General features: G+C 70.3%; 22 protein-coding genes and 1 tRNA gene. 16 read left to right on the top strand and 7 right to left on the bottom strand.

Going from position 1 to position 22,019, the window contains the following annotated elements; all coding sequences use genetic code 11:
* Positions 1-34 precede the first annotated feature (34 nt).
* Positions 35-484: an ATP-binding protein gene (locus ABZ642_RS11735; RefSeq protein ID WP_360480967.1), complete on the bottom strand. Its 450-nt coding sequence runs from the start codon at positions 482-484 to the stop codon at positions 35-37.
* A gap of 240 nt (positions 485-724) precedes the next feature.
* On the opposite strand from ABZ642_RS11735, the gene ABZ642_RS11730 reads away from it, so the two are divergent.
* The 9 genes from ABZ642_RS11730 to ABZ642_RS11690 all read left to right on the top strand — a co-directional run bounded on the left by ABZ642_RS11730 (position 725) and on the right by ABZ642_RS11690 (position 10,796).
* Entirely contained in the window at positions 725-1,582 is an 858-nt protein-coding gene (locus ABZ642_RS11730) for a hypothetical protein (protein WP_360480964.1), read from the top strand.
* A gap of 162 nt (positions 1,583-1,744) precedes the next feature.
* Positions 1,745-2,479, top strand: coding sequence for a YcnI family protein (locus tag ABZ642_RS11725; protein ID WP_360481327.1), 735 nt, complete (start codon positions 1,745-1,747; stop codon positions 2,477-2,479).
* Between the two features lie 128 nt (positions 2,480-2,607).
* Complete coding sequence (locus ABZ642_RS11720) at positions 2,608-3,261, top strand: SCO family protein (protein ID WP_360480961.1); 654 nt, start codon at positions 2,608-2,610, stop codon at positions 3,259-3,261.
* 62 nt (positions 3,262-3,323) lie between these two features.
* Positions 3,324-3,785 carry a copper chaperone PCu(A)C gene (locus tag ABZ642_RS11715; RefSeq protein ID WP_360481324.1) on the top strand — a complete coding sequence of 154 codons (462 nt, stop codon included), beginning with the start codon at positions 3,324-3,326 and terminating at the stop codon, positions 3,783-3,785.
* Positions 3,786-3,798: 13 nt separating this feature from the next.
* Complete coding sequence (locus ABZ642_RS11710; protein ID WP_360480958.1) at positions 3,799-5,868, top strand: copper resistance protein CopC; 2,070 nt, start codon at positions 3,799-3,801, stop codon at positions 5,866-5,868.
* An 8-nt stretch (positions 5,869-5,876) separates the two neighbouring features.
* On the top strand, positions 5,877-7,160 hold the full coding sequence (efeB, locus tag ABZ642_RS11705) for an iron uptake transporter deferrochelatase/peroxidase subunit (protein ID WP_360480955.1): 1,284 nt from the start codon (positions 5,877-5,879) through the stop codon (positions 7,158-7,160).
* A gap of 98 nt (positions 7,161-7,258) precedes the next feature.
* Positions 7,259-8,194 (top strand): prephenate dehydratase, encoded by a 936-nt coding sequence (gene pheA / locus ABZ642_RS11700; RefSeq protein ID WP_360480952.1) that lies wholly within the window; start codon positions 7,259-7,261, stop codon positions 8,192-8,194.
* Between the two features lie 530 nt (positions 8,195-8,724).
* Positions 8,725-10,002 (top strand): serine--tRNA ligase, encoded by a 1,278-nt coding sequence (gene serS, locus ABZ642_RS11695; protein ID WP_360480949.1) that lies wholly within the window; start codon positions 8,725-8,727, stop codon positions 10,000-10,002.
* Positions 9,999-10,796 carry an HAD-IIB family hydrolase gene (locus tag ABZ642_RS11690; protein WP_360480946.1) on the top strand — a complete coding sequence of 266 codons (798 nt, stop codon included), beginning with the start codon at positions 9,999-10,001 and terminating at the stop codon, positions 10,794-10,796. The genes serS and ABZ642_RS11690 overlap by 4 nt, the downstream gene beginning before the upstream one ends.
* A gap of 18 nt (positions 10,797-10,814) precedes the next feature.
* Here ABZ642_RS11690 and ABZ642_RS11685 read toward each other — a convergent pair.
* The 6 genes from ABZ642_RS11685 to ABZ642_RS11660 form a co-directional block, all read right to left on the bottom strand.
* Positions 10,815-10,902 (bottom strand) — tRNA-Ser (locus ABZ642_RS11685).
* Positions 10,903-11,125: 223 nt separating this feature from the next.
* Positions 11,126-11,338: a hypothetical protein gene (locus ABZ642_RS11680; RefSeq protein WP_360480944.1), complete on the bottom strand. Its 213-nt coding sequence runs from the start codon at positions 11,336-11,338 to the stop codon at positions 11,126-11,128.
* A 79-nt stretch (positions 11,339-11,417) separates the two neighbouring features.
* Complete coding sequence (locus ABZ642_RS11675) at positions 11,418-12,137, bottom strand: ABC transporter permease (RefSeq protein ID WP_360480941.1); 720 nt, start codon at positions 12,135-12,137, stop codon at positions 11,418-11,420.
* A gap of 10 nt (positions 12,138-12,147) precedes the next feature.
* Positions 12,148-13,059, bottom strand: a complete 912-nt coding sequence (locus ABZ642_RS11670) for an ABC transporter ATP-binding protein (protein ID WP_360480938.1) — start codon at positions 13,057-13,059, stop codon at positions 12,148-12,150.
* The gene (locus tag ABZ642_RS11665) at positions 13,056-13,964 is read right to left on the bottom strand and encodes an ABC transporter permease (protein ID WP_360480935.1); all 909 of its coding nucleotides are present in this window, start codon (positions 13,962-13,964) and stop codon (positions 13,056-13,058) included. Before ABZ642_RS11665 ends, ABZ642_RS11670 begins: the two co-directional genes overlap by 4 nt.
* Entirely contained in the window at positions 13,954-14,919 is a 966-nt protein-coding gene (locus ABZ642_RS11660) for an ABC transporter ATP-binding protein (RefSeq protein ID WP_360481321.1), read from the bottom strand. Before ABZ642_RS11660 ends, ABZ642_RS11665 begins: the two co-directional genes overlap by 11 nt.
* Before the next feature lie 225 nt (positions 14,920-15,144).
* Between ABZ642_RS11660 and ABZ642_RS11655 the strand changes: the two genes are divergently transcribed.
* The 7 genes from ABZ642_RS11655 to ABZ642_RS11625 all read left to right on the top strand — a co-directional run bounded on the left by ABZ642_RS11655 (position 15,145) and on the right by ABZ642_RS11625 (position 21,880).
* The gene (locus ABZ642_RS11655) at positions 15,145-15,996 is read left to right on the top strand and encodes a M24 family metallopeptidase (RefSeq protein ID WP_360480933.1); all 852 of its coding nucleotides are present in this window, start codon (positions 15,145-15,147) and stop codon (positions 15,994-15,996) included.
* The gene (locus ABZ642_RS11650; protein WP_360480930.1) at positions 15,993-17,753 is read left to right on the top strand and encodes an SDR family oxidoreductase; all 1,761 of its coding nucleotides are present in this window, start codon (positions 15,993-15,995) and stop codon (positions 17,751-17,753) included. The genes ABZ642_RS11655 and ABZ642_RS11650 overlap by 4 nt, the downstream gene beginning before the upstream one ends.
* Positions 17,750-18,700 (top strand): MerR family transcriptional regulator, encoded by a 951-nt coding sequence (locus tag ABZ642_RS11645; protein ID WP_360480927.1) that lies wholly within the window; start codon positions 17,750-17,752, stop codon positions 18,698-18,700. Before ABZ642_RS11650 ends, ABZ642_RS11645 begins: the two co-directional genes overlap by 4 nt.
* A gap of 175 nt (positions 18,701-18,875) precedes the next feature.
* Positions 18,876-19,445 (top strand): RNA 2'-phosphotransferase, encoded by a 570-nt coding sequence (locus tag ABZ642_RS11640; RefSeq protein ID WP_360481317.1) that lies wholly within the window; start codon positions 18,876-18,878, stop codon positions 19,443-19,445.
* Positions 19,446-19,464: 19 nt separating this feature from the next.
* Positions 19,465-19,929 carry a hypothetical protein gene (locus ABZ642_RS11635; RefSeq protein ID WP_360480924.1) on the top strand — a complete coding sequence of 155 codons (465 nt, stop codon included), beginning with the start codon at positions 19,465-19,467 and terminating at the stop codon, positions 19,927-19,929.
* Between the two features lie 42 nt (positions 19,930-19,971).
* Positions 19,972-20,874 (top strand): LLM class flavin-dependent oxidoreductase, encoded by a 903-nt coding sequence (locus ABZ642_RS11630; protein WP_360480921.1) that lies wholly within the window; start codon positions 19,972-19,974, stop codon positions 20,872-20,874.
* Positions 20,875-20,992: 118 nt separating this feature from the next.
* On the top strand, positions 20,993-21,880 hold the full coding sequence (locus tag ABZ642_RS11625) for a Cof-type HAD-IIB family hydrolase (RefSeq protein WP_360480918.1): 888 nt from the start codon (positions 20,993-20,995) through the stop codon (positions 21,878-21,880).
* Positions 21,881-22,019: the final 139 nt, after the last annotated feature.

Genomic DNA, 22,019 nt, shown 5'->3' with positions numbered 1-22,019 from the left:
GCACCCTAGCGCGCGGGTTATGCAGGAGGGAGAGTCATGCCGAAAGCAGGGAAGGATCTTTGGTCCACTTGAGGATCTTGTCGAAGCTGACCACCGTGCCACCACGGCCCGGCTTGTTGCCGATGTGGACGTGATCGGCGAGTTCTCTGATCAGACAGAGCCCTCTGCCGTGCTCGGCGTCGGGGCGAGCGGGTCGGATCTCCTGGGTGCGGGCGAACCCCGGACCGACTCCCGGGCCGGAATCGGCCACTTCGATACGGCACTTCTCGCCGTCCAGATAGGCGGTGACCCGGTACGCCTCCGAAGGGCGGCCCGCCCCGCCGTGCTCCACGGCGTTCGCGCAGGCCTCACTGAGGGCCACGGAGAGGTCGTAGGAGATCTCGGGGTCGACGCCCGCCGTCTCCATCGTGCCGATCAGCAACCGCCTGGCGAGCGGGACGCTCGCGGCCTCACGCCGCAGATGGAGTGACCACCAGATGCTCATGCTCCAGCCTCCTGGCCGCGGCTCGACATACCGATACCTATTGCCACCCGTGCACGGGTGTAAGCACTCCGTTCATGTGAGAACGCCCATCCGGGGGATGCGCCTTGGGAGGTTTCGGTGTATGAGTGGGCGGTTCGCAGCAAGGACGATCTTCCGGTTCTTTCACTCCTTTCACCTGTAACCGAATCTGTTGGACCTGCCGTATGGCGGGTGCGGGCCCAGTGCGATGATGAGCGCGCCATGAACGCCCCCCACCCGCGCGCGGCGCGCACCGGAAGCGGACTGCGGCTCCTGCGGGCCGCCGTGTTCGCCGCGCTCTGCGTCGTGCTGGCCGCGGCGGGGCACACGCTGGCATCCTGCGCGACCGTTCCGCTGTGGACGCTCGGCGCGGGCTTCCTGGGCACCCTGGCGCTCGTCGCCCCGCTCACCGGGCGGGCCCGCACACTGCCGGGGATCGTGGCGCTCCTCGCGGTCATGCAGACCACGCTGCACACGCTGTTCGGGCTCGGTCAGCACGGCGGCGGCGCCATGTCCACCGGCTCGATGTCGATGTCTTCCATGTCCTCGATGCCGGGCATGTCGGCCAGTGACGCCTCACTGGTCGAGCGGGCCGCGCGGCTGGTGTGCGGGGCCGGGGCGGCGCAGCTCAGCCCCGCCCACGCGTACAAGATCCTCTCCGACGCGCATCTCAGCACCTCCACCTCCGGTTCGGCCGCGAGCCTGAGCGGAACGGCCCATGCGGCGGACGCCACCGGGGCCTCCGGCTCGCTGCTGCCCTCCGTGCCCATGCTCCTCGGACACCTCCTCGCGGCCGTCGTCGCCGGCTGGCTGCTGCGCCGGGGCGACCTGGCGTTGCTGCGGCTGATCGAGCTGTCGGCGCACGGGGTCGCCGAGGGGGCGCTCGTTCGTTCCCTGCGCGGGGCGCTCGCGCTGGCGTGCGCTCTGTGCGCCGGGCTCGTGGCCGTACCCGAGGCGCCCACGCACAGCCGTCGCAACACCTGGGACGAGCCGCCCGCGCCCCACACCGTCGCACTCCAGCACTCCGTGATCAGGCGTGGGCCGCCCATGGCCGCCGCCGTACTCGTTCTCGCCGCCTGACGCGACGCGACCAGAGCACTTCCCGGGATCTGTCCGGATCCGGAGGGGCCTGCCGCCGTCGCGCGGCACGCGCGCGTGCGCGCTTTCCGCCGCCCGCGCGCCCCCTCAACGACAGAACTCACTCAGAGTGGAGTGCTCCCTGCCATGAAGGCTTTCCGTGCCATGAAGGCTTCCCGTGCCGCCGCCGTCACCGCCGTCGCGGGCACGGCCGTCCTGGCCGTCTCCTCGCCCGCGTTCGCACACGTCAGCGTGCAGCCCGAGGGCACCGCAGCCAAGGGCGGCTACGCGGTCATCGACTTCAAGGTCCCCAATGAGCGCGACAACGCCTCGACCACCAAGGTCGAGGTCAACTTCCCCGCCGACCACCCGCTGGCCTCCGTGATGCCGCAGCCGATGGCCGGCTGGAAGGTCGAGGTCACCAAGTCCAAGCTGGCCAAGCCGATGGAGATGCACGGCGAGAAGATCGACGAGGCGGTCACCAAGGTCACCTGGACCGCCGAGGACAAGGGGATCGAGCCCGGCTACTTCCAGAAGTTCCCGCTCTCCGTGGGCGCCCTGCCCGAGAACACCGACGAACTGGTCTTCAAGGCGATCCAGACGTACTCCGACAAGGAGGTCGTCCGCTGGATCGAGGTCCAGCAGAAGGGCCAGGAGGAGCCCGAGAACCCGGCCCCGGCCCTCGCGCTGTCCGCCGCCACCGACGACCACCACGGGACCGCCACCGCCGAGGACACCGCGGCCAAGACCGAGACCACGGCCTCCGACGACTCCGGCTCCTCGGGCGGCAGTGACACCACCGCCCGCGTCCTCGGCGTCGTCGGCATCGTGGTCGGCGCGGCCGGGGTCGCCTACGGCGTCCTCGCCGGCCGCCGCCGGTCCACCGGCTCCGAGGCCTGAGCCCCACGTCCGTAGCGCGCACAGGGGGCCGTGCGAGGCTGTCGAGGCTCCGACAGCTCTCGTACACCCCGGCAGCTCTCGTACGCCCCCGGTGCGCGCCGGATCTCTCACATCTGGGACATTTTCCTATGCGCAAGAAGACGTTCGCCGCGGCCGCGCTGCTCGCCGCCGCCACCCTGACCCTCTCCGCCTGCGGCAGCGGCGACGACAGCAAGTCACCCGTGACCGTGGTCGCCGGGGACACCTCGAACAAGGCCGCGACCATCCTGGACCAGCCGTTCCAGAAGCCTGATCTGGTGCTCACCGACACCCATGGCAAGAAGTACGACCTGCGCGCCGAGACCAAGGGCAGGCCGACGCTCATCTACTTCGGCTACACCCACTGCCCCGACGTCTGCCCGCTGACCATGAACAACCTCGCGGTCGCCAAGAAGGCACTGCCCAAGGCCGACCAGGCCAAGCTGCGGGTCGTGTTCGTCACCACCGACCCCGCCCGCGACACCCCGGCCGAACTCGGCAAGTGGCTCAAGGGCATCGACTCCCAGTTCATCGGCCTGACCGGCGACTTCTCCACCATCCAGGCGGGCGCCCGCACCATCGGCATCTCCATCGAGCCGACCCACAAGGACAAGAAGACCGGCAAGACCGTCTCGGTGCACGGCACCCAGGTCATGGCGTTCTCGCCGAAGACCAACGGCGGTTACGTCCTCTACGGCGAGGACGCCACCGTCGACGACTACACCAAGGACCTTCCCAAGCTGATCAAGGGGGAGAACCCGTGAGGCGTCCGGTCCTGAACCTCCCGGCACTGCCCCGCCCGGCGCTGACCGGGCGACGGCTCGCCCTGACCGGCGTGGCCACGACCGGCATAGCCCTGGCCGGCGCGCTGGTCCTGGCGGGCTGCGGCGGCTCGGATTCTTCGGGCTCCTCGGGAACCGGGCTCTCCGTCGGCGCCTCTTACATGCCCCAGCCGGTCTCCGCCGACATGGCCGCCGGCTTCCTGACGATCACCAACAAAGGCGCCACCGACGACGAGCTGACGTCCGTCACCAGCGACTCCGCCGGTCAGGTCACCATGCACGAGACCAACGGCGGGGCGATGGAGGAGGTCAGCTCCTTCGAGGTGCCCGCCCACGGTCAACTCGTGTTCAAAAGCGGTGGCAACCATCTGATGTTCGAGAAGCTGAAGCGCCGCCCGAAGCAGGGCGACACGATCACCCTGAAGCTGAAGTTCGCCGAATCCGGTCCGCTCACCGTCGAGATGCCGGTGAAGTCCGCCACGTACAACCCGTCGACCGGACACTGAGGGAGGACCGACCTTGACGCGGACCATCACCCCCCGCCTGCGCACGCTGGTGCTGCTGTTCCTCGCCGTCACCGGCGCGCTGCTGGCCGGCGCCGGGCCGGCCTCCGCGCACGCCGCGCTGACCGGCAGCGACCCCGCCCAGGGGGTGGTGGTCCCGAAGGCACCCGACCAGGTCTCGCTCACGTTCTCCGAGAACGTGTCGCTGAACAACAACTCGATCCGGGTCCTCGACCCCGGGGGCAAACGGGTCGACGTGGCCAAACCGAACAACCTGACCGGGACGACCTACGGCGTCCAGCTCAAGAGCGGGCTGGGCAAGGGCACCTACACCGTCGCCTGGCAGGTCGTCTCGGCGGACAGCCACCCCGTCGCCGGCGCCTACACCTTCTCCGTCGGCGCGCCCTCCAAGACCGTCGCCTCGGTCGGGGACCAGGACGCGGGCGGCGGGGTCGTCGGCTGGCTCTACGGCTTCGGGCGGTACATGTCGTACGCCGGATACATCGTGCTCGTCGGCGGCGCCGCCTTCGTGCTCGCCTGCTGGCAGCGCGGCGCCGGCGTACAGGCCCTGCAGCGACTGGTCGTCGGCGGCTGGCTGACGCTCACCGCGGCCACCCTCTGGCTGCTGCTCCTGCGCGGCTCCTACACCACCTCCGGAAGCTTCGGCGACATCTTCGACCTGAACCTGCTCGGCCAGGTCCTCCAGACCAAGCCCGGTGCCGCCCTGATCTCCCGGCTGCTGCTGCTCGCGGCCGCCGCACTGTTCATCGCCGTCCTCTTCGGGGCCTACGACAAGCGTGAGGAGGGCGCCGAGAAGCGGGACCTGACCTTCGGGCTCGCCATCGGCGGCACCGTCGTGGCCGCCGGGCTCGCGGCCAGCTGGGCCATGGCCGAGCACGCCTCCACCGGGCTCCAGCCGGGCATCGCGATGCCGGTCGACGTCATCCATCTGCTCGCCGTCGCCACCTGGCTGGGCGGCCTGACCGCCCTGCTGTTCGCCCTCTACCGGGCGCCGGCCGACATCCCGGTCGACTCCACCGCCGTACACCGCTTCTCCCGGGTGGCCTTCGGAAGCGTGGTGGCACTGGTCGCCACCGGCATCTACCAGTCCTGGCGCCAGCTCGGCTCCTGGTCGGCGTTCACCGACACGGCATACGGACAGCTGCTGCTGGTCAAGATCGCACTGGTGGCGCTGCTGGTCGGCATCGCGTCCATCTCACGGCGGTGGACGGGACGGCTCGCGGAGACTGCGGTGACGGAGACGGAGACGGAGGACTCGGTCGGGGAAGTCACCGACGCGCAGGAAGCGAAGGAGACCGTCAAGGCGTCCGCCGCGACCAAGGAGGCGTCGGTCAAGTCCGGCGCGTCCAGCACGTCCGCCGCTTCTGGCACCTCCGGCGTATCCAGCGTTTCCGCCGCTTCTGGCGCTTCCGGCACGTCCGGCGCCAAGGTCTCCGGCAAGGGCGGCTCCACCGGTGACAACTCCACGGACCCCGACCGTGCCGCCCAACTGGCCAGGCAGCAGGCCGCCAAGGACGCCGCCCGGCAGAAGCGCGTCCGCGACGCCGACCCCAACCGCTTCGGCCTGCGCCGTTCGGTGCTCGCCGAGGCAGGGGTCGCCGTCGCCCTGCTCGCGGTCACGACCGTGCTGACGCAGACCGAACCGGGCCGCACCGAGCAGGACGCCAAGGCCACCGCCGCCGCGGCGTCCTCCTCCTCGTCCTCCGCATCGAACTCGTCCTCGGGCGCACTGACCCTCGACATGTCCTTCGACACCGGCGGCAAGGACGGCAAGGGCGTCGTCCGCGTCGACCTCGACCCCGCGGCCGTGGGCAGCAACGAGATGCACGTCTACGTCCAGCGTCCCAACGGCCGGGCCTTCGACATCCCCGAGGTGAAGGTCGCCTTCACGCTCGCCGCCAAGAAGATCGGGCCGCTTCCCGTCGCCCCCGACCACGTCACCACCGGTCACTGGGCCGCCAACGGAGTGCAGATCCCCATGGCCGGCGACTGGCAGATCTCCGTGACCGTGCGGACCTCCGACATCGACCAGGTGACCGTCTCCAAGAACGCGCAGATCGGCTGAACCGCACCATGGCTGAACCGTCCCAGTCCCTCCGTCCGTCGGTCACCGAGGAGAGCCCGTCGGCTCCCCCGGCCCAAGGCGTCAGCCGGCGCGCGCTGCTCGGCACCGCCGGGGCCACCGGACTCGTACTCGGCGCGGCAGGCGCGGGCGTCGGCTACGCGGCCGCGCCCGCACAGGCCACCCCGCTCAGCTCGGTGGGCTCCGACCGGGCGATGTTTCACGGGAAACATCAGCCCGGCATCACCGAGGGTCTCCAGGCCCGCGGCCATCTCATCGCCTTCGACCTGGCGGCGGGCGCGGGGCGGAAGGAGGCCGCCGCGCTGCTGCGTCGCTGGTCGACGACGGCCGAGCGGCTGATGGCGGGCGAAGCGATGACCCAGGACGACACGGATGTGGCCCGTGACGCCGGTCCCTCGTCGCTGACCGTCACCTTCGGCTTCGGCAACAGCTTCTTCGCCCGCACCGGCCTGGAGAAGCAGCGCCCCTCCGCCCTGGACCCGCTGCCCGACTTCTCCTCCGACCACCTCGACAGGGCGCGCAGCAACGGCGACCTGTGGGTGCAGATCGGCGCCGACGACGCCCTGGTCGCCTTCCACGCGCTGCGTGCCGTCCAGAAGGACGCGGGCAGCGCGGCCAGGGTCCGCTGGCAGATGAACGGCTTCAACCGGACCCCGGGCGCCACCACCCGCCCTATGACGGCCCGCAACCTGATGGGCCAACTGGACGGCACGCGCAATCCGAAGCCGACGGACTCCGACTTCGACAAACGGATCTTCGTACCGGCCTCCGGTTCGAGCGACCCGGCCTGGATGGCGAACGGCTCCTACGCCGTCGTACGCCGGATCCGCATGCTCCTCGACGACTGGGAGAAGCTGTCGGTCGCGGCCCAGGAGAACGTCATCGGGCGCAGGAAGTCGAACGGGGCACCCCTGTCCGGGGGCTCCGAGACGACGGCGATGGACCTGGAGAAGGCCAGGGCCGACGGCGAGTACGTCGTCCCGATCAACGCCCACGCCCGGATCACCCGGCCCGACCAGAACGGGGGCGCTGCCATCCTGCGACGTCCGTTCTCGTACCACGACGGCATCGACGCCGACGGAACGCCGGACGCGGGGCTGCTCTTCGTCTGCTGGCAGGCGGATCCGCTGCGCGGGTTCGTGCCGGTGCAGCGGAAGCTGGACCGCGGGGACGCGCTCTCGCAGTACATCCGGCACGAGGCGAGCGGGCTGTTCGCCGTGCCGGGCGGGGCGGCCGACGGGGAGTACGTGGGGCAGCGGCTGCTGGAGGGCTGAGGCCGGACAGTTGCGGTTCCGGGTTTCAAACCACCCGGTCGAGTGGATCCGATGGGACAAGTGAGCCGCGCTCCCCTGCGCCCATTAGGGTGAGGGACATGCCAGCGAGCTATGCGTATCTCGGTCCCGAAGGCACCTTCACCGAAGTCGCCCTGCGCACTCTTCCGGAGACGGCCACCCGGGAGCTGATCCCATACGTCTCCGTGCAGTCAGCGCTGGACGCGGTGCGGGGCGGCGAGGCCGAGGCCGCCTTCGTGCCGATCGAGAACTCCGTCGAGGGCGGGGTCACCACGACCCTCGACGAGCTGGTCGCGGGCGAGCCGCTGACGATCTACCGCGAGGTGCTGCTGTCGATCACCTTCGCGCTGCTGGTCCGCCCGGGCACCAAGCTCTCCGAGATCAAGACGGTGACCGCGCACCCGGTCGCCCAGCCGCAGGTCCGCAACTGGCTGCGGGCCCACCTCCCCAACGCCCTCTGGGAGTCCGCCGCCTCGAACGCGGACGGCGCCCGGCTGGTGCAGGAGGGCCGCTACGACGCCGCGTTCGCCGGTGAGTTCGCGGCCGAGCGGTACGGCCTGGAGGCCCTGGAGACCGAGATCCACGACGCGAAGAACGCGCAGACCCGGTTCGTCCTGGTCGGCCGTCCGGCGCGGCCCGCGGCCCCGACCGGCGCGGACAAGACCTCGGTCGTGCTCTGGCAGAACGACGACCACCCCGGCGGGCTGCGCGACCTGCTCGGCGAGTTCGCCACCCGGGGCATCAACCTGATGCTGTTGCAGTCCCGGCCCACCGGCGCCGGCATCGGCAACTACTGCTTCTGCATCGACGCCGAGGGACATATCTCCGACCGCCGGGTGGCGGAGGCCCTGATGGGGCTGAAGCGGATCTGCCGGCAGGTCCGGTTCCTCGGCTCGTACCCGCGGGCGGACATCAAGCCGGGCGAGACCGTGGGACCGACGCGGCCGGGGACGTCGGACGAGGAGTTCATGGCGGCCTCGGACTGGGTGGCGCGCTGCCAGGACGGCCGTTTCTAACCGGCCATACGTTCATATCTAAGTTATCCACAGAGGTTATCCACAGGTCCCCAACTCGACCTGGGGACAAGTCGACAGCAACACCTGACTCTGTCGACAAATCGGCCTACAACCCACCGGCGGGCCGGTGATCACTCACATCACCCTTCGTCCACTCGTTTCCCATGGTTCATCTTTTGGGGCGATGCCTTTCCACTCGAAAGTGGGTGTTGCCCTGGTTTGAGCGGGGAATTCCTCTCTTCACACACCGAAGCCGGAGTGATCGATTCCGAAGTCCACACCTCATCCACACAGCCTGTGGATAACTCTGGCGAGGGTGGGGATTCCTGTGGACAACCCCGCCCCCAAGTCCCGCTCTCCGCAAGGGAATCGAGTCAACCGCGGGCCGCACGCCTGCCCCGTCTCGGGGAGTGAGACACTTTTTATTGACACGCTCGGCAATTCCCCCATAACGGAACGTAAGCCGCGATTCGGAACACGGGTCAATAGTGATTAGTGGGGGGCAACCCCACACCGGTAGCCTTGGCTCCGTGATTGACCTACGCCTGCTCCGTGAGGACCCCGACCGTGTGCGCGCGTCCCAGCGCGCCCGTGGAGAGGACGTCGCGCTCGTCGACGCCCTCCTCTCCGCCGACGAGCGGCGCAGGTCCTCCGGCGTCCGCTTCGACGAGCTGCGCAACGAGCAGAAGCAGCTCGGCAAGCTCATCCCCAAGGCCGCCGGTGACGAGAAGGCCGAGCTGCTGAAGAAGGCCGGCCAGCTCGCCGCCGACGTCAAGGCCGCCGACGCCGAGCGCGACGCGGCCGACGCCGAGACCCAGGAGCTGCTGCTCAGGCTCGGCAACCTCGTCCACCCTGACGTGCCCGTCGGCGGCGAGGAGGACTTCGTCACGCTGGAGACGCACGGCGCGATCCGTGACTTCGGCGCCGAGGGTTTCGAGCCCAAGGACCACCTGGAGCTGGGCCAGCTGCTCGGCGCGATCGACGTCGAGCGCGGCGCCAAGGTCTCCGGCTCCCGCTTCTACTTCCTGACCGGTGTCGGCGCCCTCCTGGAGCTGGCGCTGGTCAACGCGGCGATCGCGCAGGCCACCGAGGCCGGCTTCACACCGATGCTGACCCCGGCACTGGTCCGGCCGCAGTCCATGGCGGGCACCGGCTTCCTCGGTCAGGCGGCCCAGGACGTCTACCACCTGGACAAGGACGACCTCTACCTGGTCGGCACGTCCGAGGTGGCCCTCGCCGCGTACCACATGGACGAGATCATCGACGCCGAGCGGCTCCCGCTGCGCTACGCCGGCTTCTCGCCCTGCTTCCGCCGCGAGGCCGGTTCGCACGGCAAGGACACCAAGGGCATCTTCCGCGTCCACCAGTTCGACAAGGTCGAGATGTTCTCCTACGTCGCCCCCGAGGACTCGGAGGCGGAGCACCAGCGTCTGCTGGCCTGGGAGAAGCAGTGGCTGACCTCGCTGGAGCTGCCGTTCCGCGTGATCGACGTCGCCACCGGTGACCTCGGCTCCTCCGCGGCCCGCAAGTTCGACTGCGAGGCGTGGATCCCGACGCAGGGCAAGTACCGCGAGCTGACGTCGACGTCGGACTGCACCGAGTTCCAGTCCCGCCGGCTGTCGATCCGGGTCCGTGACGGCAAGCAGGTCAAGCCGCTGGCCACGCTGAACGGCACGCTGTGCGCCGTACCGCGCACGATCGTGGCCATCCTGGAGAACCACCAGCTGGCCGACGGTTCGGTCCGGGTTCCCGAGGTGCTGCGCCCGTACCTGGGCGGCCGGGAGGTCCTGGAGCCGGTGTCCCGGTGAGTTTCCCCTACGCGCTCATCGCCACCGACCTCGACGGCACGCTCCTCGGCCCCGGTGAGTCGATCTCACGGCGCACCCGTGACGCGCTCGCCGCGGCCACCGCGGCGGGCGCCGCGCACATCGTCGTCACCGGCCGCGCCGCCCCCTGGACCCGGCCCATCCTCGACGACCTCGGCTACCACGGCCTCGCCGTGTGCGGTCAGGGGGCGCAGGTGTACGACGCCGGGTCGCACCGCCTGCTGACGTCCGTGACGCTGGACCGTCAGCTGGCCGGGGTCGCCCTGGCGAAGATCGAGGCGGAGGTCGGCCCGCTGTACCTCGCCGCGAGCCGCGACGGCCTCGACGGCGAGGTGCTGGTGGGGCCGGGGTACGCGGTGACCGGGAAGCTCCCGTCGACGCCGTTGAGGGACACGGCGGATCTCTGGGCGGCACCACTGAACAAGATCTACATCCAGCACCCCGGGCTCTCCGACGACGAACTGGCCGAGGTGGCCCGTCGGGCGGCCGGCGGGTTCGTCACGGTCGCCCTGGCCGGCGAGGGGATAGTGGAGCTGCTGCCGCTGGGGCTGTCGAAGGCGACGGGCCTGTCGCTGGCCGCGCGTCGGCTGGGCCTGAAGGCCGCCGACACGATCGCCTTCGGCGACATGCCCAACGACATCCCGATGTTCGCCTGGGCGGCCCGGGGCGTGGCCATGGCCAACGCACATGCCGAGCTGAAGGCTGTGGCGGACGAGGTGACGTCCTCCAACGAGGAGGACGGTATTGCGGTGGTGCTGGAGCGTCTGCTCGGCTGAGGTGCCGTCAAAACGGTGCGGAGGATGCACGGATCGAACGTGCGCGGGCTTTCCGGGCCCGACCAAGGCTTAGCAAGCCAGTGCCTTACCACTCGGCCAATCCTCCGGGTGGGCGGCCCACGCGAGAGCGACCATCGCGTGCTCGAAGCGGCCGCCCCGGGCAGCTACACGGCGATCCGCCGCGGGCTGCCCTGACGGGAGCGGGACGTACTGTCGTGCATGGACATCGTCCGGCTCCTCTCCCAGATGGTGGGGTGACACAACAACTGTGCCTCTGAGCCGAGTTGGGCGCTACTGATTTTGCGGGCGCCCGCAGCCACCCCACCACCTCACCGGCGCCACCACCTACGCCGCACCTTGCTGAAGAACCACCCCGCGGGCGGCTCGTCCGACCGCCACGGCTGCGGCTCCGGCCCCTCGGCCTTCCACCTCGCGGCCAGCATCCGCGCCCGCGCGGACGGCTCCGAAGTCCCCGCGGACCGTATGAAGTCCTCGTCCAGGACAACCCCGTCCCAGTCCCCGTCTCCGAAACCCTCAGCCATCCCGCGCCTCCTACGCAGTGCACCCGCTTTGTCCAGTGTGCCCGGACAGAGGTGAAGCCCCTGTCAATAAAGCGGGCGTCTACTCCTCGCCCGCCAGCGTCAGCGAGCGCAGCTTCTGACCGGCATACCAGGTGGCCAGGACCGTCACCGCGATCAGCAGCACCGTGGCCGTCACCAGGGACACGTCGGACGTGACCAGTTCACCGCCCGTCACCTTGTGGGCGACCGCCAGGGACCACTGCTGGACGCTCAGCGTGCGCGCGCCCGGGACGAGGGAGCCGAACAGCGCCTCCCAGACCAGCGCGTAGACGAGCCCGAAGACGACCGCGTGCCGGGACACCGTGCCCAGCAGCAGGAAGAGCGCCGCGTAGGCGATCGACGCGACCAGCGCGGCGACCGTGTAGGCGACGGCGATCTGCTGGCCGTTGCCGTTGAGGATGAAGCCGGCGATCAGCGTCGGCAGGGCGGAGAACACCATCGTCACGGCGATCGCCACGATCAGCTTGGTGAGGATGATCGTCGGCCGTTTGATCGGCTTGGACAGCAGGTACACCACCGAGCCGTCGTCGATCTCCGGGCCGATCGCCCCCGTGCCGGCGATGACGCCGATGATCGGCACCATGGTCGCGAGCGCGAGGCCGCCGAGCAGGTCGGAGGCGGTCTGGTCGTCGGCGCCGGCGAGGCCGCGGACGACGACCGAGATCGCGATGAGCAGCAGGGGCAGTGCCCCCAGGATGAGGGCCCGGCGGCGGCCGAGCAGGGCTCGATAGGTGAGCCGGGCGACTGTGGGGTCGTACATCTTCGGCCTCCTACGCCGCGACCAGATACGAGAACACGGATTCGAGGGACTCGTCGGACGGCGAGACCGTGAGCAGCCGGATGCCGTGGTCGCGGGCGACCCTCGGCAGCAGGGCGGTGAAGCGGCCGAAGTCGACGGCCTGGATACGCAACGCGCCCTCGGTGACGTCCACTTCGATGCCCGAGGTGGAGGGGTCGGCGATCAGGGCGGCCGCGAGGGCGCGGTCGTCGCTGGAGCGCACCAGGTAGCGGTGCGGGCGGTCGGTCATCAGACGGCGGATCTTGCGGAAGTCGCCGCTGGCCGCGTGCCGGCCGGCGACCACCACCTCGATTTGCCAGGCGAGTTGCTCGACCTCTTCGAGGATGTGCGAGGAGAACAGCACCGTACGACCCTCGTCGCCCATCTTCCGCAGCAGGTCCATCAGCTGCATGCGCTGGCGCGGGTCCATGCCGTTGAAGGGCTCGTCGAGCAGGAGCAGCGAGGGGTCGTGGACCAGGGCGGACGCCATCTTCACGCGCTGGCGCATGCCCTTGGAGTACGTCGAGATCTTGCGGTCCTGCGCGTACTCCATCTCCACCGTGGCCAGCGCCTTCTGGGCGGCCTTGGCGCCCAGGCCGTGCAACTCGGCGTTGGCCACGACGAATTCGCGGCCGGTGAGGAAGTCGTACATCGCCTCGCGCTCGGGGACGATGCCGATGTGCCGGTAGATGGCCTCGTTGCGCCAGGTCGGCTGCCCGTCGAGGGTGACCGTGCCGGTGGAGGGGGCGAGGAAGCCGCCCATCATGTTGATGAGGGTGGACTTTCCGGCGCCGTTGGGGCCGAGCAGGCCGGTGACGCCGGGGCCGATGGTCATGGTGACGTCGTTGACGGCGACCACGTTGCCGAACCAGCGGGAGACGTGGTCGATGGAGAGCGTGGTCACAGTCCCACCTTCTTGTAACGGCGCAGCAGCAGGCCATAGGCCGCGGCGATGAGGCCGAGGACGACGAGCACGTACACCGCGCCCTGGGCGTGGGAGGGTCCGTCGCCGCCCGGGAAGGTGTTGGTGCCACCGAGGAGGGCGGTGCTCAGGCCGCCGATCAGGGTGACGGGCGAGAACAGGCCGATCCACGGGATGGCGCCGGTGCTGCCCTGGGCGTCCGCGATGGCCTGGAGGGTGGAGACCGCGCCGTAGGAGATGGTCAGTACGGCGATCACGGCGGCGATGCCGAAGCCGCGGCGCGGGGTGATCGAGGCGATGACCAGGCCGATGCCGGCGAACAGCAGGGACAGCAGGGCCACCGAGACCAGTCCCTGGCCGAACCCCTTGCTCTGGTGGGCGAAGTCCATCTTGGACAGCAGGGCGCCCACGTACAGCACGACCAGCGGAGCGCCGGTGAGGATGAACAGCGCCGACGCCAGGGCCGCGAACTTGGCCCGGACGTAGTCGGCGGTCTCGATGGGCCGTGAGAAGTACAGCGGGATGGTCTTGAAGCGCAGGTCGCGGGAAACCGCCTGGGGCGCCTGCGAGGCGACGTACAGGCTGATGACGGCCTGCATGATGATCGCGTACCGCGTGTAGGACACCGGCAGGTCATGGGCCTTGGTGGCGACGGCGACGGCGACCATGATGGCCGCCGGCACGCACATCACCGCGAACAGCAGCATCGGCAGCACCTTGGACTTCACCGAGCGGCCGAGGCCGTAGGAGCCGCGCAGGGTCTGCGAGTAGAGGGACAGGCGGGCGTAGGCGCGGCCCAGGCGCGGGCCGTCGTAGCCGCGGTAACCGATGTCGTGGATTCGGGACTGGTCACCCGCGGGGGTGGCCAGGGGCTGCTCAACCGCCATGGACGGCCGCCTCCTTCGGCTGCTCGTCGCTGCTCGTGAAGACCTCGGAGATGTGGTGTCGGCGCTGTTCCATGCGCACCAGGCCGAGGCCGAGGTCGGCGACGACGTCGCGGATCAGGTCGTACGTCTCCTCACCCTGGGCGGTGAGCAGCAGGATGTGGCCGGCTCCGGGCAGGCCGCCGCCCTCGGCGTTCGTCTCCACCCCGCGCGCGTGGAGCGCGTCGCGCACCGCGCGGGTGCCGTCGGGGTGCTCGTCGCTGTCGGTGACCTCGATCGCGAGGGTGGTCGTGGACTGCGTGAAGTCGGTGGTGGAGCTGGCGCGCAGCAGCTTGCCGCCGTCGACGACGACCACGTGGTCGCAGGTGCGTTCCAGTTCGCCGAGCAGGTGCGAGGTGACCAGGACCGAGATGCCGAAGTCGGTGTGGATACGGCGGATCAGGCCGAGCATCTCGTCGCGGCCGACCGGGTCGAGGCCGTTGGTCGGCTCGTCCAGGAAGACCAGCTGCGGGTCGTGCACCAGCGCCTGGGCGAGTTTCACGCGCTGCTTCATGCCGGTCGAGTAGCCGCCGATGGGGCGGTACCGCTCCTCGTAGAGCCCGACATGGCGCAGGGTGTCGGCGGTGCGCTCGCGTGCGGCGGTGGGCGGCAGGCCGGACATGCGGGCCATGTGCACGACGAACTCGGTGGCCGAGACGTCGGGCGGCAGGCAGTCGTGCTCCGGCATGTAGCCCACCCGCTCGCGGATGGCGGCACCCTTGGTCGCCACGTCGAGGCCGAGCACCTCGGCTCGGCCCTCGCTGGCGGGGGACAGACCCAGCAGGATCTTGATCAGGGTGGACTTGCCGGCGCCGTTGGCTCCGACGAGTCCGGTCACACCGGGTCCGATGTCCACGGACAGCCGGTCGAGCGCGGTCACCCGGGGGAACCGCTTGCTCAGGCTTTCGGTCGCGATCACAGTCACGCCATCGAAGGTAGTGACGTGGACCACGGGGGTCGTCAGACCCGAGAGCCGTCTTCGCATCACTCTCGAGTATTACGGGACCCTAGGGGATCCCCTGCCTGAGAGCTACACAGAGTTGTCCACAGGCCTTGCGCCTCCTATTGACGCCGCCTCTAACAACTGTCACATTCACCAGTGTCAAGTTACGGACGCGTACCGCAGTCGACGGGGACGGGGCGGATGACGACGACAGTGCAGGACGTACTCTCCGAACGCGCCACGGAGCTGGAGGGTTTCCGGCGGGTGCAGCGACTCGCGTACGAATGCGCGGAGGCGGTCGCGGCCCGGCTGGAGCCCGGGATCACCGAGCGCGAGGCGGCCCGGATGCAGCGCGAGTGGCTGCGCGCCCGTGGCGTACGGGACTGGTTCCACCTCCCCTTCGCCTGGTTCGGCGACCGCACCGCGTTCACGGACTTCCGCATACCGCTGCAGTTCTTCCCGACCGACCGCCGGCTGGCCCCCGGGATGCCGTTCATCCTGGACCTGGCCCCGGTCCACGACGGCTTCACGGCCGACATCGGCTACTCGGGCTCCCTCGGGATCAACCCCGTCCAGGACCGGCTGATGGCCGACCTGGAGGCACACCGGGAACTGATCCTGCGCGAGGTGCGCGAACGGCGCCCGCTGCGCGAGATCTACGAGGACGTGGACCGCCTGATGGTCCGCCAGGGTTACGCCAACCGGCACCGCGCCTACCCGTTCGGCGTGATCGCCCACAAGGTGGACCGGGTGAAACAGCGCCGCTGGTCACCTCACCTCTTCGGGTTCGGCACCCAGTCCCTGAAGGGCCTCGCCGCCGACGCCCTGCACGGCCACCGCGAGGGCTGGTCGCCCCTGTGGTCGCCGTACCGCTTCTCCGACCACCCGCCCCAGCCGGGCCTGTGGGCGGTCGAACCACACCTCGGCTTCCGGGGCACCGGAGCCAAGTTCGAGGAGATCCTCGTGGTCACCGACTCCCGGGACCCCGAGCAGAGCGCCTTCTGGCTGGACGACGATCTGCCGCACGTGCGGCGCTGGGCGGAGGACAAGTGACGGCACTGAAGGGCGCACGCGAGCGCCGGGTACGCACCGGTGGCATCGAACTGTGCGTGGCAGAACTGGGCGACCCGGCACAGCCGACGGTCGTCCTCGTCCACGGCTACCCGGACAGCAAGGAGGTCTGGTCCGAGGTCGCGCCCCGCCTGGCCGAGCGCTTCCACGTGGTGCTGTACGACGTCCGGGGCCACGGCCGCTCGACCGCACCGCAACCGCTGCGCGGCGGCTTCACGCTGGCCAAGCTGACCGACGACTTCCTGGCGGTGATCGACGCGGTGAGCCCGGACCGCCCGGTGCACCTGGTCGGCCACGACTGGGGCTCGGTGCAGTCCTGGGAGTTCGTCACCGTGGGGCGCACGGAGGGCCGCATCGCCTCCTTCACCTCGATGTCCGGACCGTCCCTCGACCACTTCGGACACTGGATCAACGCGCGCCTGAAGCGCCCCACGCCCCGCCGGGTGGGACAGCTCCTCGGCCAGGGCGCCAAGTCCTGGTACGTGTATCTGCTGCACACCCCCGTCGTCCCCGAACTGGCCTGGCGCGGCCCGCTCGGCAAGGCCTGGCCCGGCATCCTCCGACGGGCCGAGAAGCTCCCCGCCGGGGACTACCCGACCGGCTCCCTCCGCTCCGACGCGGCGCACGGTGCCTGGCTGTACCGCGACAACGTACGGCCCCGGCTGCGCCGCCCGCGCGAGGACGCGTACGCGCACGCGCCCGTGCAGCTCATCACGCCCCTCGGCGACGCCTTCCTCTCCGAGCGGCTGTACGACGACCTGGAGCACTGGGCACCGCAGCTGACACGCCGCGCCCTGCCGGACAAGCACTGGATCCCGCGCACCCGGCCGGACCAGGTGGCGGCCTGGATCGAGGAGTTCGTGATCTCCGTCGAGGACGGCCGGGGCACCGAGCCGAAGCCCGCGGACCGCCATGCCCAGCGGTTCGGCGGCCGGTTGGTCCTGGTCACCGGCGCGGGCAGCGGTATCGGCCGGGCCACGGCGTTCGCGTTCGCGGAGGCGGGCGCGCGCGTGGTGGCCGTGGACCGGGACGCGGAGGCCGCCGCCCGCACCGCCGAGCTGTCCCGGCTGATCGGAGCGGCGGACGCGTGGCCCGAGACGGCCGACGTCTCCGACGAACAGGCCATGGAGAAGCTCGCCGAGCGGGTCCACCGCGCGTACGGGGTCCTGGACGTACTGGTCAACAACGCGGGCATCGGCCTCTCCGGCTCGTTCCTCACGACGACCACGGAGGACTGGCGCAAGGTCCTGGACGTCAACCTCTGGGGCGTGATCCACGGCTGCCGCCTGTTCGGCGCGCGGATGGCGGACCGCGGCCAGGGCGGCCACATCGTGAACGTCGCCTCGGCGGCCGCCTTCCAGCCCTCGCGGGCGCTGCCGGCCTACAGCACCTCCAAGGCGGCGGTCCTGATGCTGTCCGAATGCCTGCGCGCCGAACTCGCCGCTCAGCGCATCGGCGTGACCGCGATCTGCCCCGGCATCGTCAACACCAACATCACCTCGACGGCCCGCTTCACCGGGGTCGACGAGGCGGAGCAACGACGCAGGCAGCAGCGCTCGGCACGCCTGTACGGGATGCGCAACTACCCGCCGGAGAAGGTCGCTTCCGCGATTCTGGAGGCGGTGGAACACAACAGGGCGGTGGTGCCGGTGACCCCGGAGGCACGGGGAGCGCGGTTGCTGTCGCGGGTGGCACCGGGGGTGCTGCGGAGGATCGCGAGGATGGAGCCGAGGCTGTGACGGCCGATCCCCCGCCCCACAAGACCTACCGCATCGAGGACTTGGCCCACCGGTCCCGGACCACCGTCCGAACCATCCGCGCCTACCAGGACAAGGGCCTCCTCCCCCGCCCGGAACGCCAGGGCCGGGCCAACCTCTACTCCGACGTCCACCTCGCCCGCCTCCACCAGATCGCCGACCTCCTCGCCCGCGGCTACACCCTGGCCTCCATCAAGGAGCTCCTGGACGCCTGGGACACCGGCCGCGGCCTGGCCGGCGTCCTGGGCCTCGTCACCGAGGCCGAGGGCCCCTGGACCGACGAGGAACCGGCCCGTCTGTCCCGCGCCGACCTGGACGCCCGTTTCGGCGGCACCCCCGACGACACGGCCGTGGCCGAGGCCATGGCACTCGGCGTCCTGGAACCGGTGGCGGGCGACCCCGACTCCTTCCTGGTACCGAGCCCACAAGAACTGGCCGTGGCCGCCGAGTTGCACGCGGCCGGGGTACCGCTCACCGCGATCTCGGACCATCTGCGGGAGTTGCGGGTCCAGGTCGAGCACATAGCCGCCCGTTTCCTGGAGTTCACCACCGAGCACGTCTTCGCCCGCTACCTCGACGACCCGCACCATCGCACCGACGCGAAGGCGGCCGAGGCGGCCTCCCTGGTACGGCGCCTGCGCCCGCTCGCTCAGCAGACCGTGGACGCCGAACTTGCCCGGGCCATGCGCCTGTTCGCGACCCGCGAGGTGCGCAGGCGACTTGGTGCGGGGGAGCGGCCGAAGACCCGGGAGGAGACGCGTACCGTGTCTCTCCCCGCCGACACGATTCAGGCCGTAGGACGTCTCGTTGGTCCGGACCACATCGCCGAGTTCATCGCCCTGGCCGCTGAACGGGAGGCCAGGGCACGCCACTTGGACGCGCTCACCGCAGATCACAGACCTGTTAACGATCTTGACGAAACACCCTGAACCGCCCAGAGGTTGTCCACAGCACGGCCAATTCCCCTGTGGATAACCGAACTTGGTTGTGGATCAAACCTCCCGCGAAAAATAACTGCGTGATCCGCGTCTCTCCCGGCACGCTGGTGATGTGAACGACAAGAAGAGCCACAGACCGCACGACAAAACAAACGACAAACCGAACATCGGACAGAATGACAGGACGTGGGACGAGCGGCGCACCGTGAAGGTGTCGAAGTACCTCTCGAAACACCTGCGCCACCAGCCCGAGCGCATCGGCCTCACGCTCGACGAGGCCGGCTGGGTGGAGATCGACACGCTGCTCGCAGCGGCAGCGGCGCACGGCTTCCCGGTCACCCGCGAGGAACTCGACCACGTCGTCGCCGCCAACGACAAGCAGCGCTTCGCGATCGAAGGCGCCCGGATCCGCGCCAGCCAGGGCCACAGCATCGACGTCGAGCTCGGACTGCCCCCGGCGACCCCGCCGCCGTACCTCTATCACGGGACCGTGGCCCGGTACCTGGACGCGATCCGGACCGCGGGTCTCCGCCCGATGAGCAGGCACGACGTACATCTGTCGGCCGACCGCGAGACCGCGACCCGGGTCGGTGCCCGGCGCGGGCGCCCGGTCGTGCTGTCGGTGGACGCGGGCGCGATGCACCGGGCCGGCCATGTCTTCCACGTCAGCGCGAACGGGGTGTGGCTGACCAAGGCCGTACCGCCGGAATACCTGCGCTTCCCCGACCCGCACTGACCCCTGCATGATGACTGGTATGGACCAGAGTGACCGCAGGGACCATCTCCCCACGACCGAGGCGGCCGTGACCGCTCTTCGCGCGATCGCCGCCGAGTACGGCCGCGAGATCGAGGTGACCCACGACATCGGCGCGGACCAGACCTCCCGGCGCAGCGCGGCGGGCTTCGGAGTCACCGCGGACCCGGACGGTTCGCTGCCGCACGAGGCATACGCCGAGTTCGGCGGGCTGCCCCGGGTGAGCGTGCGGCTCTACCCGGACGACGACGCGCTGATCACGGTGGAGGGCGTCGCGTTCCACGACCTCCCGCGTGACGACGTACCCGCGTTTCTCCGCTCCGTCTTCGACGGGCTGGCCCATGTCCGCTCCCGCCGCTTCCCGCCAGTGGCCTGGCTGGTCGTACCGCTGCCCGGGGACCGTACGTACAAGGAGTACCTGGCCGCGAACTTCCTCACGCCGTGGCTGAGCGGCCGCATACGGTGACCGTTTCGTCCCTCGTCGGTGTGGCCCCTTAGTCTCGGACGCATGAGTCTGCGTCTGAGCACCGTGATCCTGCCGTACCGCCGCTGGAACGAGGGCGGCCGTACCGCCTGGACGCGGGCCGAGGAGCTGGGCTTCCACACCGCGTACACCTACGACCACCTGTCCTGGCGCAGTTTCCGGGACGGCCCGTGGTTCGGTGCGATTCCGACGCTGACCGCCGCCGCGTCCGTCACCGACCGGCTGCGTCTGGGCACGCTCGTCACCTCGCCGAACTTCCGGCACCCGGTGACGCTCGCCAAGGAGCTGATCTCCCTCGACGACATCTCCAACGGGCGGGTGACGCTCGGCATCGGCGCCGGCGGCACCGGCTTCGACGCCACCGCGCTGGGCCAGGAGCCGTGGACCGCGCGCGAGCGCGCCGACCGGTTCGCCGAGTTCGTGCCGCTGCTCGACCGGCTGCTCACCGAGGACTCCGTGACACAGGAGGGCGAGTTCTACTCGGCCCACGAGGCGCGCGACATCCCGGGCTGCGTGCAGCGCCCCCGGCTGCCCTTCGCGGTCGCGGCCACCGGCCCACGCGGGCTGAAGCTGGCCGCACGGTACGGACAGGCGTGGGTGACCACCGGCGATCCGAAGCTCTACGAGAACGGCACGCCCGAGCAGTCCGTCGAGGCGCTGCGCGGTCAGACTGCGAAGCTCGGCGAGGCCTGCGCGGCGATCGGCCGGGACGCGTCGGAGCTGGACAAGATCCTGCTCACCGGGTTCACCCCGGACCGGGCCCGTCCGCTGGCGTCCCTGGACGCCTTCGTGGACTTCGCCGGCCGCCACCAGGAACTGGGCTTCACCGAGCTGGTGATCCACTGGCCCATCCCGGACTCGGACTTCGCGGCCGACGAGAAGGTCTTCGAGCAGATCGCCATGGAGGCCCTGGCCCAGCTGGCCTGAGGCCGACCGGCGGGGGGCCGCCGACCAGGGGTCGAGGGGCACCGGGCCGAGCCCGGAGGACGCTCGGGGAGTCATCTGTGTCTCATCTGTGCGCAGCACCGCACTGGCGTGCGGGCATATGCGCGAGAATGGCGCGGTGACCTCAGCGACCCGACAGCCCGAGACCCTCGCCTTCGCCACCCCGCCCCGGCTGATCGCCACCGATCTCGACGGCACCCTGCTGCGCGACGACAAGTCGGTCTCCCCGAGGACGGTCGCCGCGCTGGCCGCCGCCGAGGAGGCGGGCATCGAGGTCTTCTTCGTCACCGGCCGCCCGGCCCGCTGGATGGACGTCGTCAGCGACCATGTCCACGGCCACGGCCTGGCGATCTGCGGCAACGGCGCCGCCGTGGTCGACCTGCACGGCGGCCCCGGCGCCCACCGCTTCGTGAAGGTGCGTGAACTGGCCAGGGAGAACGCGCTGGACGCCGTACGACTGCTGCGTGATGCCGTGCCCGGCACGGTGTACGCGGTCGAGCAGACGTACGGCTTCCACCAGGAGCCTGCCTATCCCAAGCTGCACCTGGAGACGCCGGACCATCTGCTGCCCGCCGAGGAGATCCTCGCGGCGGACGGCCGGGGCGCCGGCGAGCCCGTGCTCAAGATCCTCGCCTACCACCCCGACCTCGACCCCGACGCGTTCCTCACCCTCGCCCGCCTCGCCGTCGGCGACCGTGCCAACGTCACCCGGTCCAGCCCCAGCGCCCTGCTGGAGATCAGCGGTCCGGGGGTCTCCAAGGCCAGCACGCTGGCCCTGGAGTGCGCCGAGCGCGGCATCTCGCACGAGGAGGTCGTGGCCTTCGGCGACATGCCCAACGACGTCGAGATGCTGACCTGGGCCGGACACTCGTACGCGATGGGCAACGCCCACCCCGACGTGATCGCCGCCGCCTCCGGCCGTACGGTGGCCAACAACGAGGACGGTGTCGCGGTCGTGATCGAACAGCTGCTGGCCGCCCGCATCTGAAGCTGCCGGATTCGGCCCGACGCTCGCCGCGGTCCCCGCCACGGCACGCGCTACGGCAGGGACTGCCGACTCCGGCTCGGTACGGCGCCTGCCAGATCGGTTCGGTACGGCGGCGCCTGCCAGATCACCGTCGTGCCGC

This window comes from Streptomyces sp. NPDC007157, assembly GCF_040634235.1.
Lineage (GTDB): Bacteria > Actinomycetota > Actinomycetes > Streptomycetales > Streptomycetaceae > Streptomyces.
This window is presented reverse-complemented; position numbering and strand designations above follow the sequence as displayed.

What these genes read in the sequence shown, in the direction of transcription:
- ABZ642_RS11675 (WP_360480941.1), bottom strand. Translation starts at nt 12,137, where the DNA reads ATGTACGACCCCACAGTCGCCCGGCTCACCTATCGAGCCCTGCTCGGC.
- ABZ642_RS11730 (WP_360480964.1), top strand. Translation starts at nt 725, where the DNA reads ATGAACGCCCCCCACCCGCGCGCGGCGCGCACCGGAAGCGGACTGCGG.
- ABZ642_RS11720 (WP_360480961.1), top strand. Translation starts at nt 2,608, where the DNA reads ATGCGCAAGAAGACGTTCGCCGCGGCCGCGCTGCTCGCCGCCGCCACC.
- ABZ642_RS11725 (WP_360481327.1), top strand. Translation starts at nt 1,745, where the DNA reads ATGAAGGCTTCCCGTGCCGCCGCCGTCACCGCCGTCGCGGGCACGGCC.
- ABZ642_RS11735 (WP_360480967.1), bottom strand. Translation starts at nt 484, where the DNA reads ATGAGCATCTGGTGGTCACTCCATCTGCGGCGTGAGGCCGCGAGCGTC.
- ABZ642_RS11630 (WP_360480921.1), top strand. Translation starts at nt 19,972, where the DNA reads ATGAGTCTGCGTCTGAGCACCGTGATCCTGCCGTACCGCCGCTGGAAC.
- pheA (WP_360480952.1), top strand. Translation starts at nt 7,259, where the DNA reads ATGCCAGCGAGCTATGCGTATCTCGGTCCCGAAGGCACCTTCACCGAA.
- ABZ642_RS11655 (WP_360480933.1), top strand. Translation starts at nt 15,145, where the DNA reads ATGACGACGACAGTGCAGGACGTACTCTCCGAACGCGCCACGGAGCTG.
- ABZ642_RS11635 (WP_360480924.1), top strand. Translation starts at nt 19,465, where the DNA reads ATGGACCAGAGTGACCGCAGGGACCATCTCCCCACGACCGAGGCGGCC.
- ABZ642_RS11680 (WP_360480944.1), bottom strand. Translation starts at nt 11,338, where the DNA reads ATGGCTGAGGGTTTCGGAGACGGGGACTGGGACGGGGTTGTCCTGGAC.
- efeB (WP_360480955.1), top strand. Translation starts at nt 5,877, where the DNA reads ATGGCTGAACCGTCCCAGTCCCTCCGTCCGTCGGTCACCGAGGAGAGC.
- ABZ642_RS11665 (WP_360480935.1), bottom strand. Translation starts at nt 13,964, where the DNA reads ATGGCGGTTGAGCAGCCCCTGGCCACCCCCGCGGGTGACCAGTCCCGA.
- ABZ642_RS11625 (WP_360480918.1), top strand. Translation starts at nt 20,993, where the DNA reads ATGCGCGAGAATGGCGCGGTGACCTCAGCGACCCGACAGCCCGAGACC.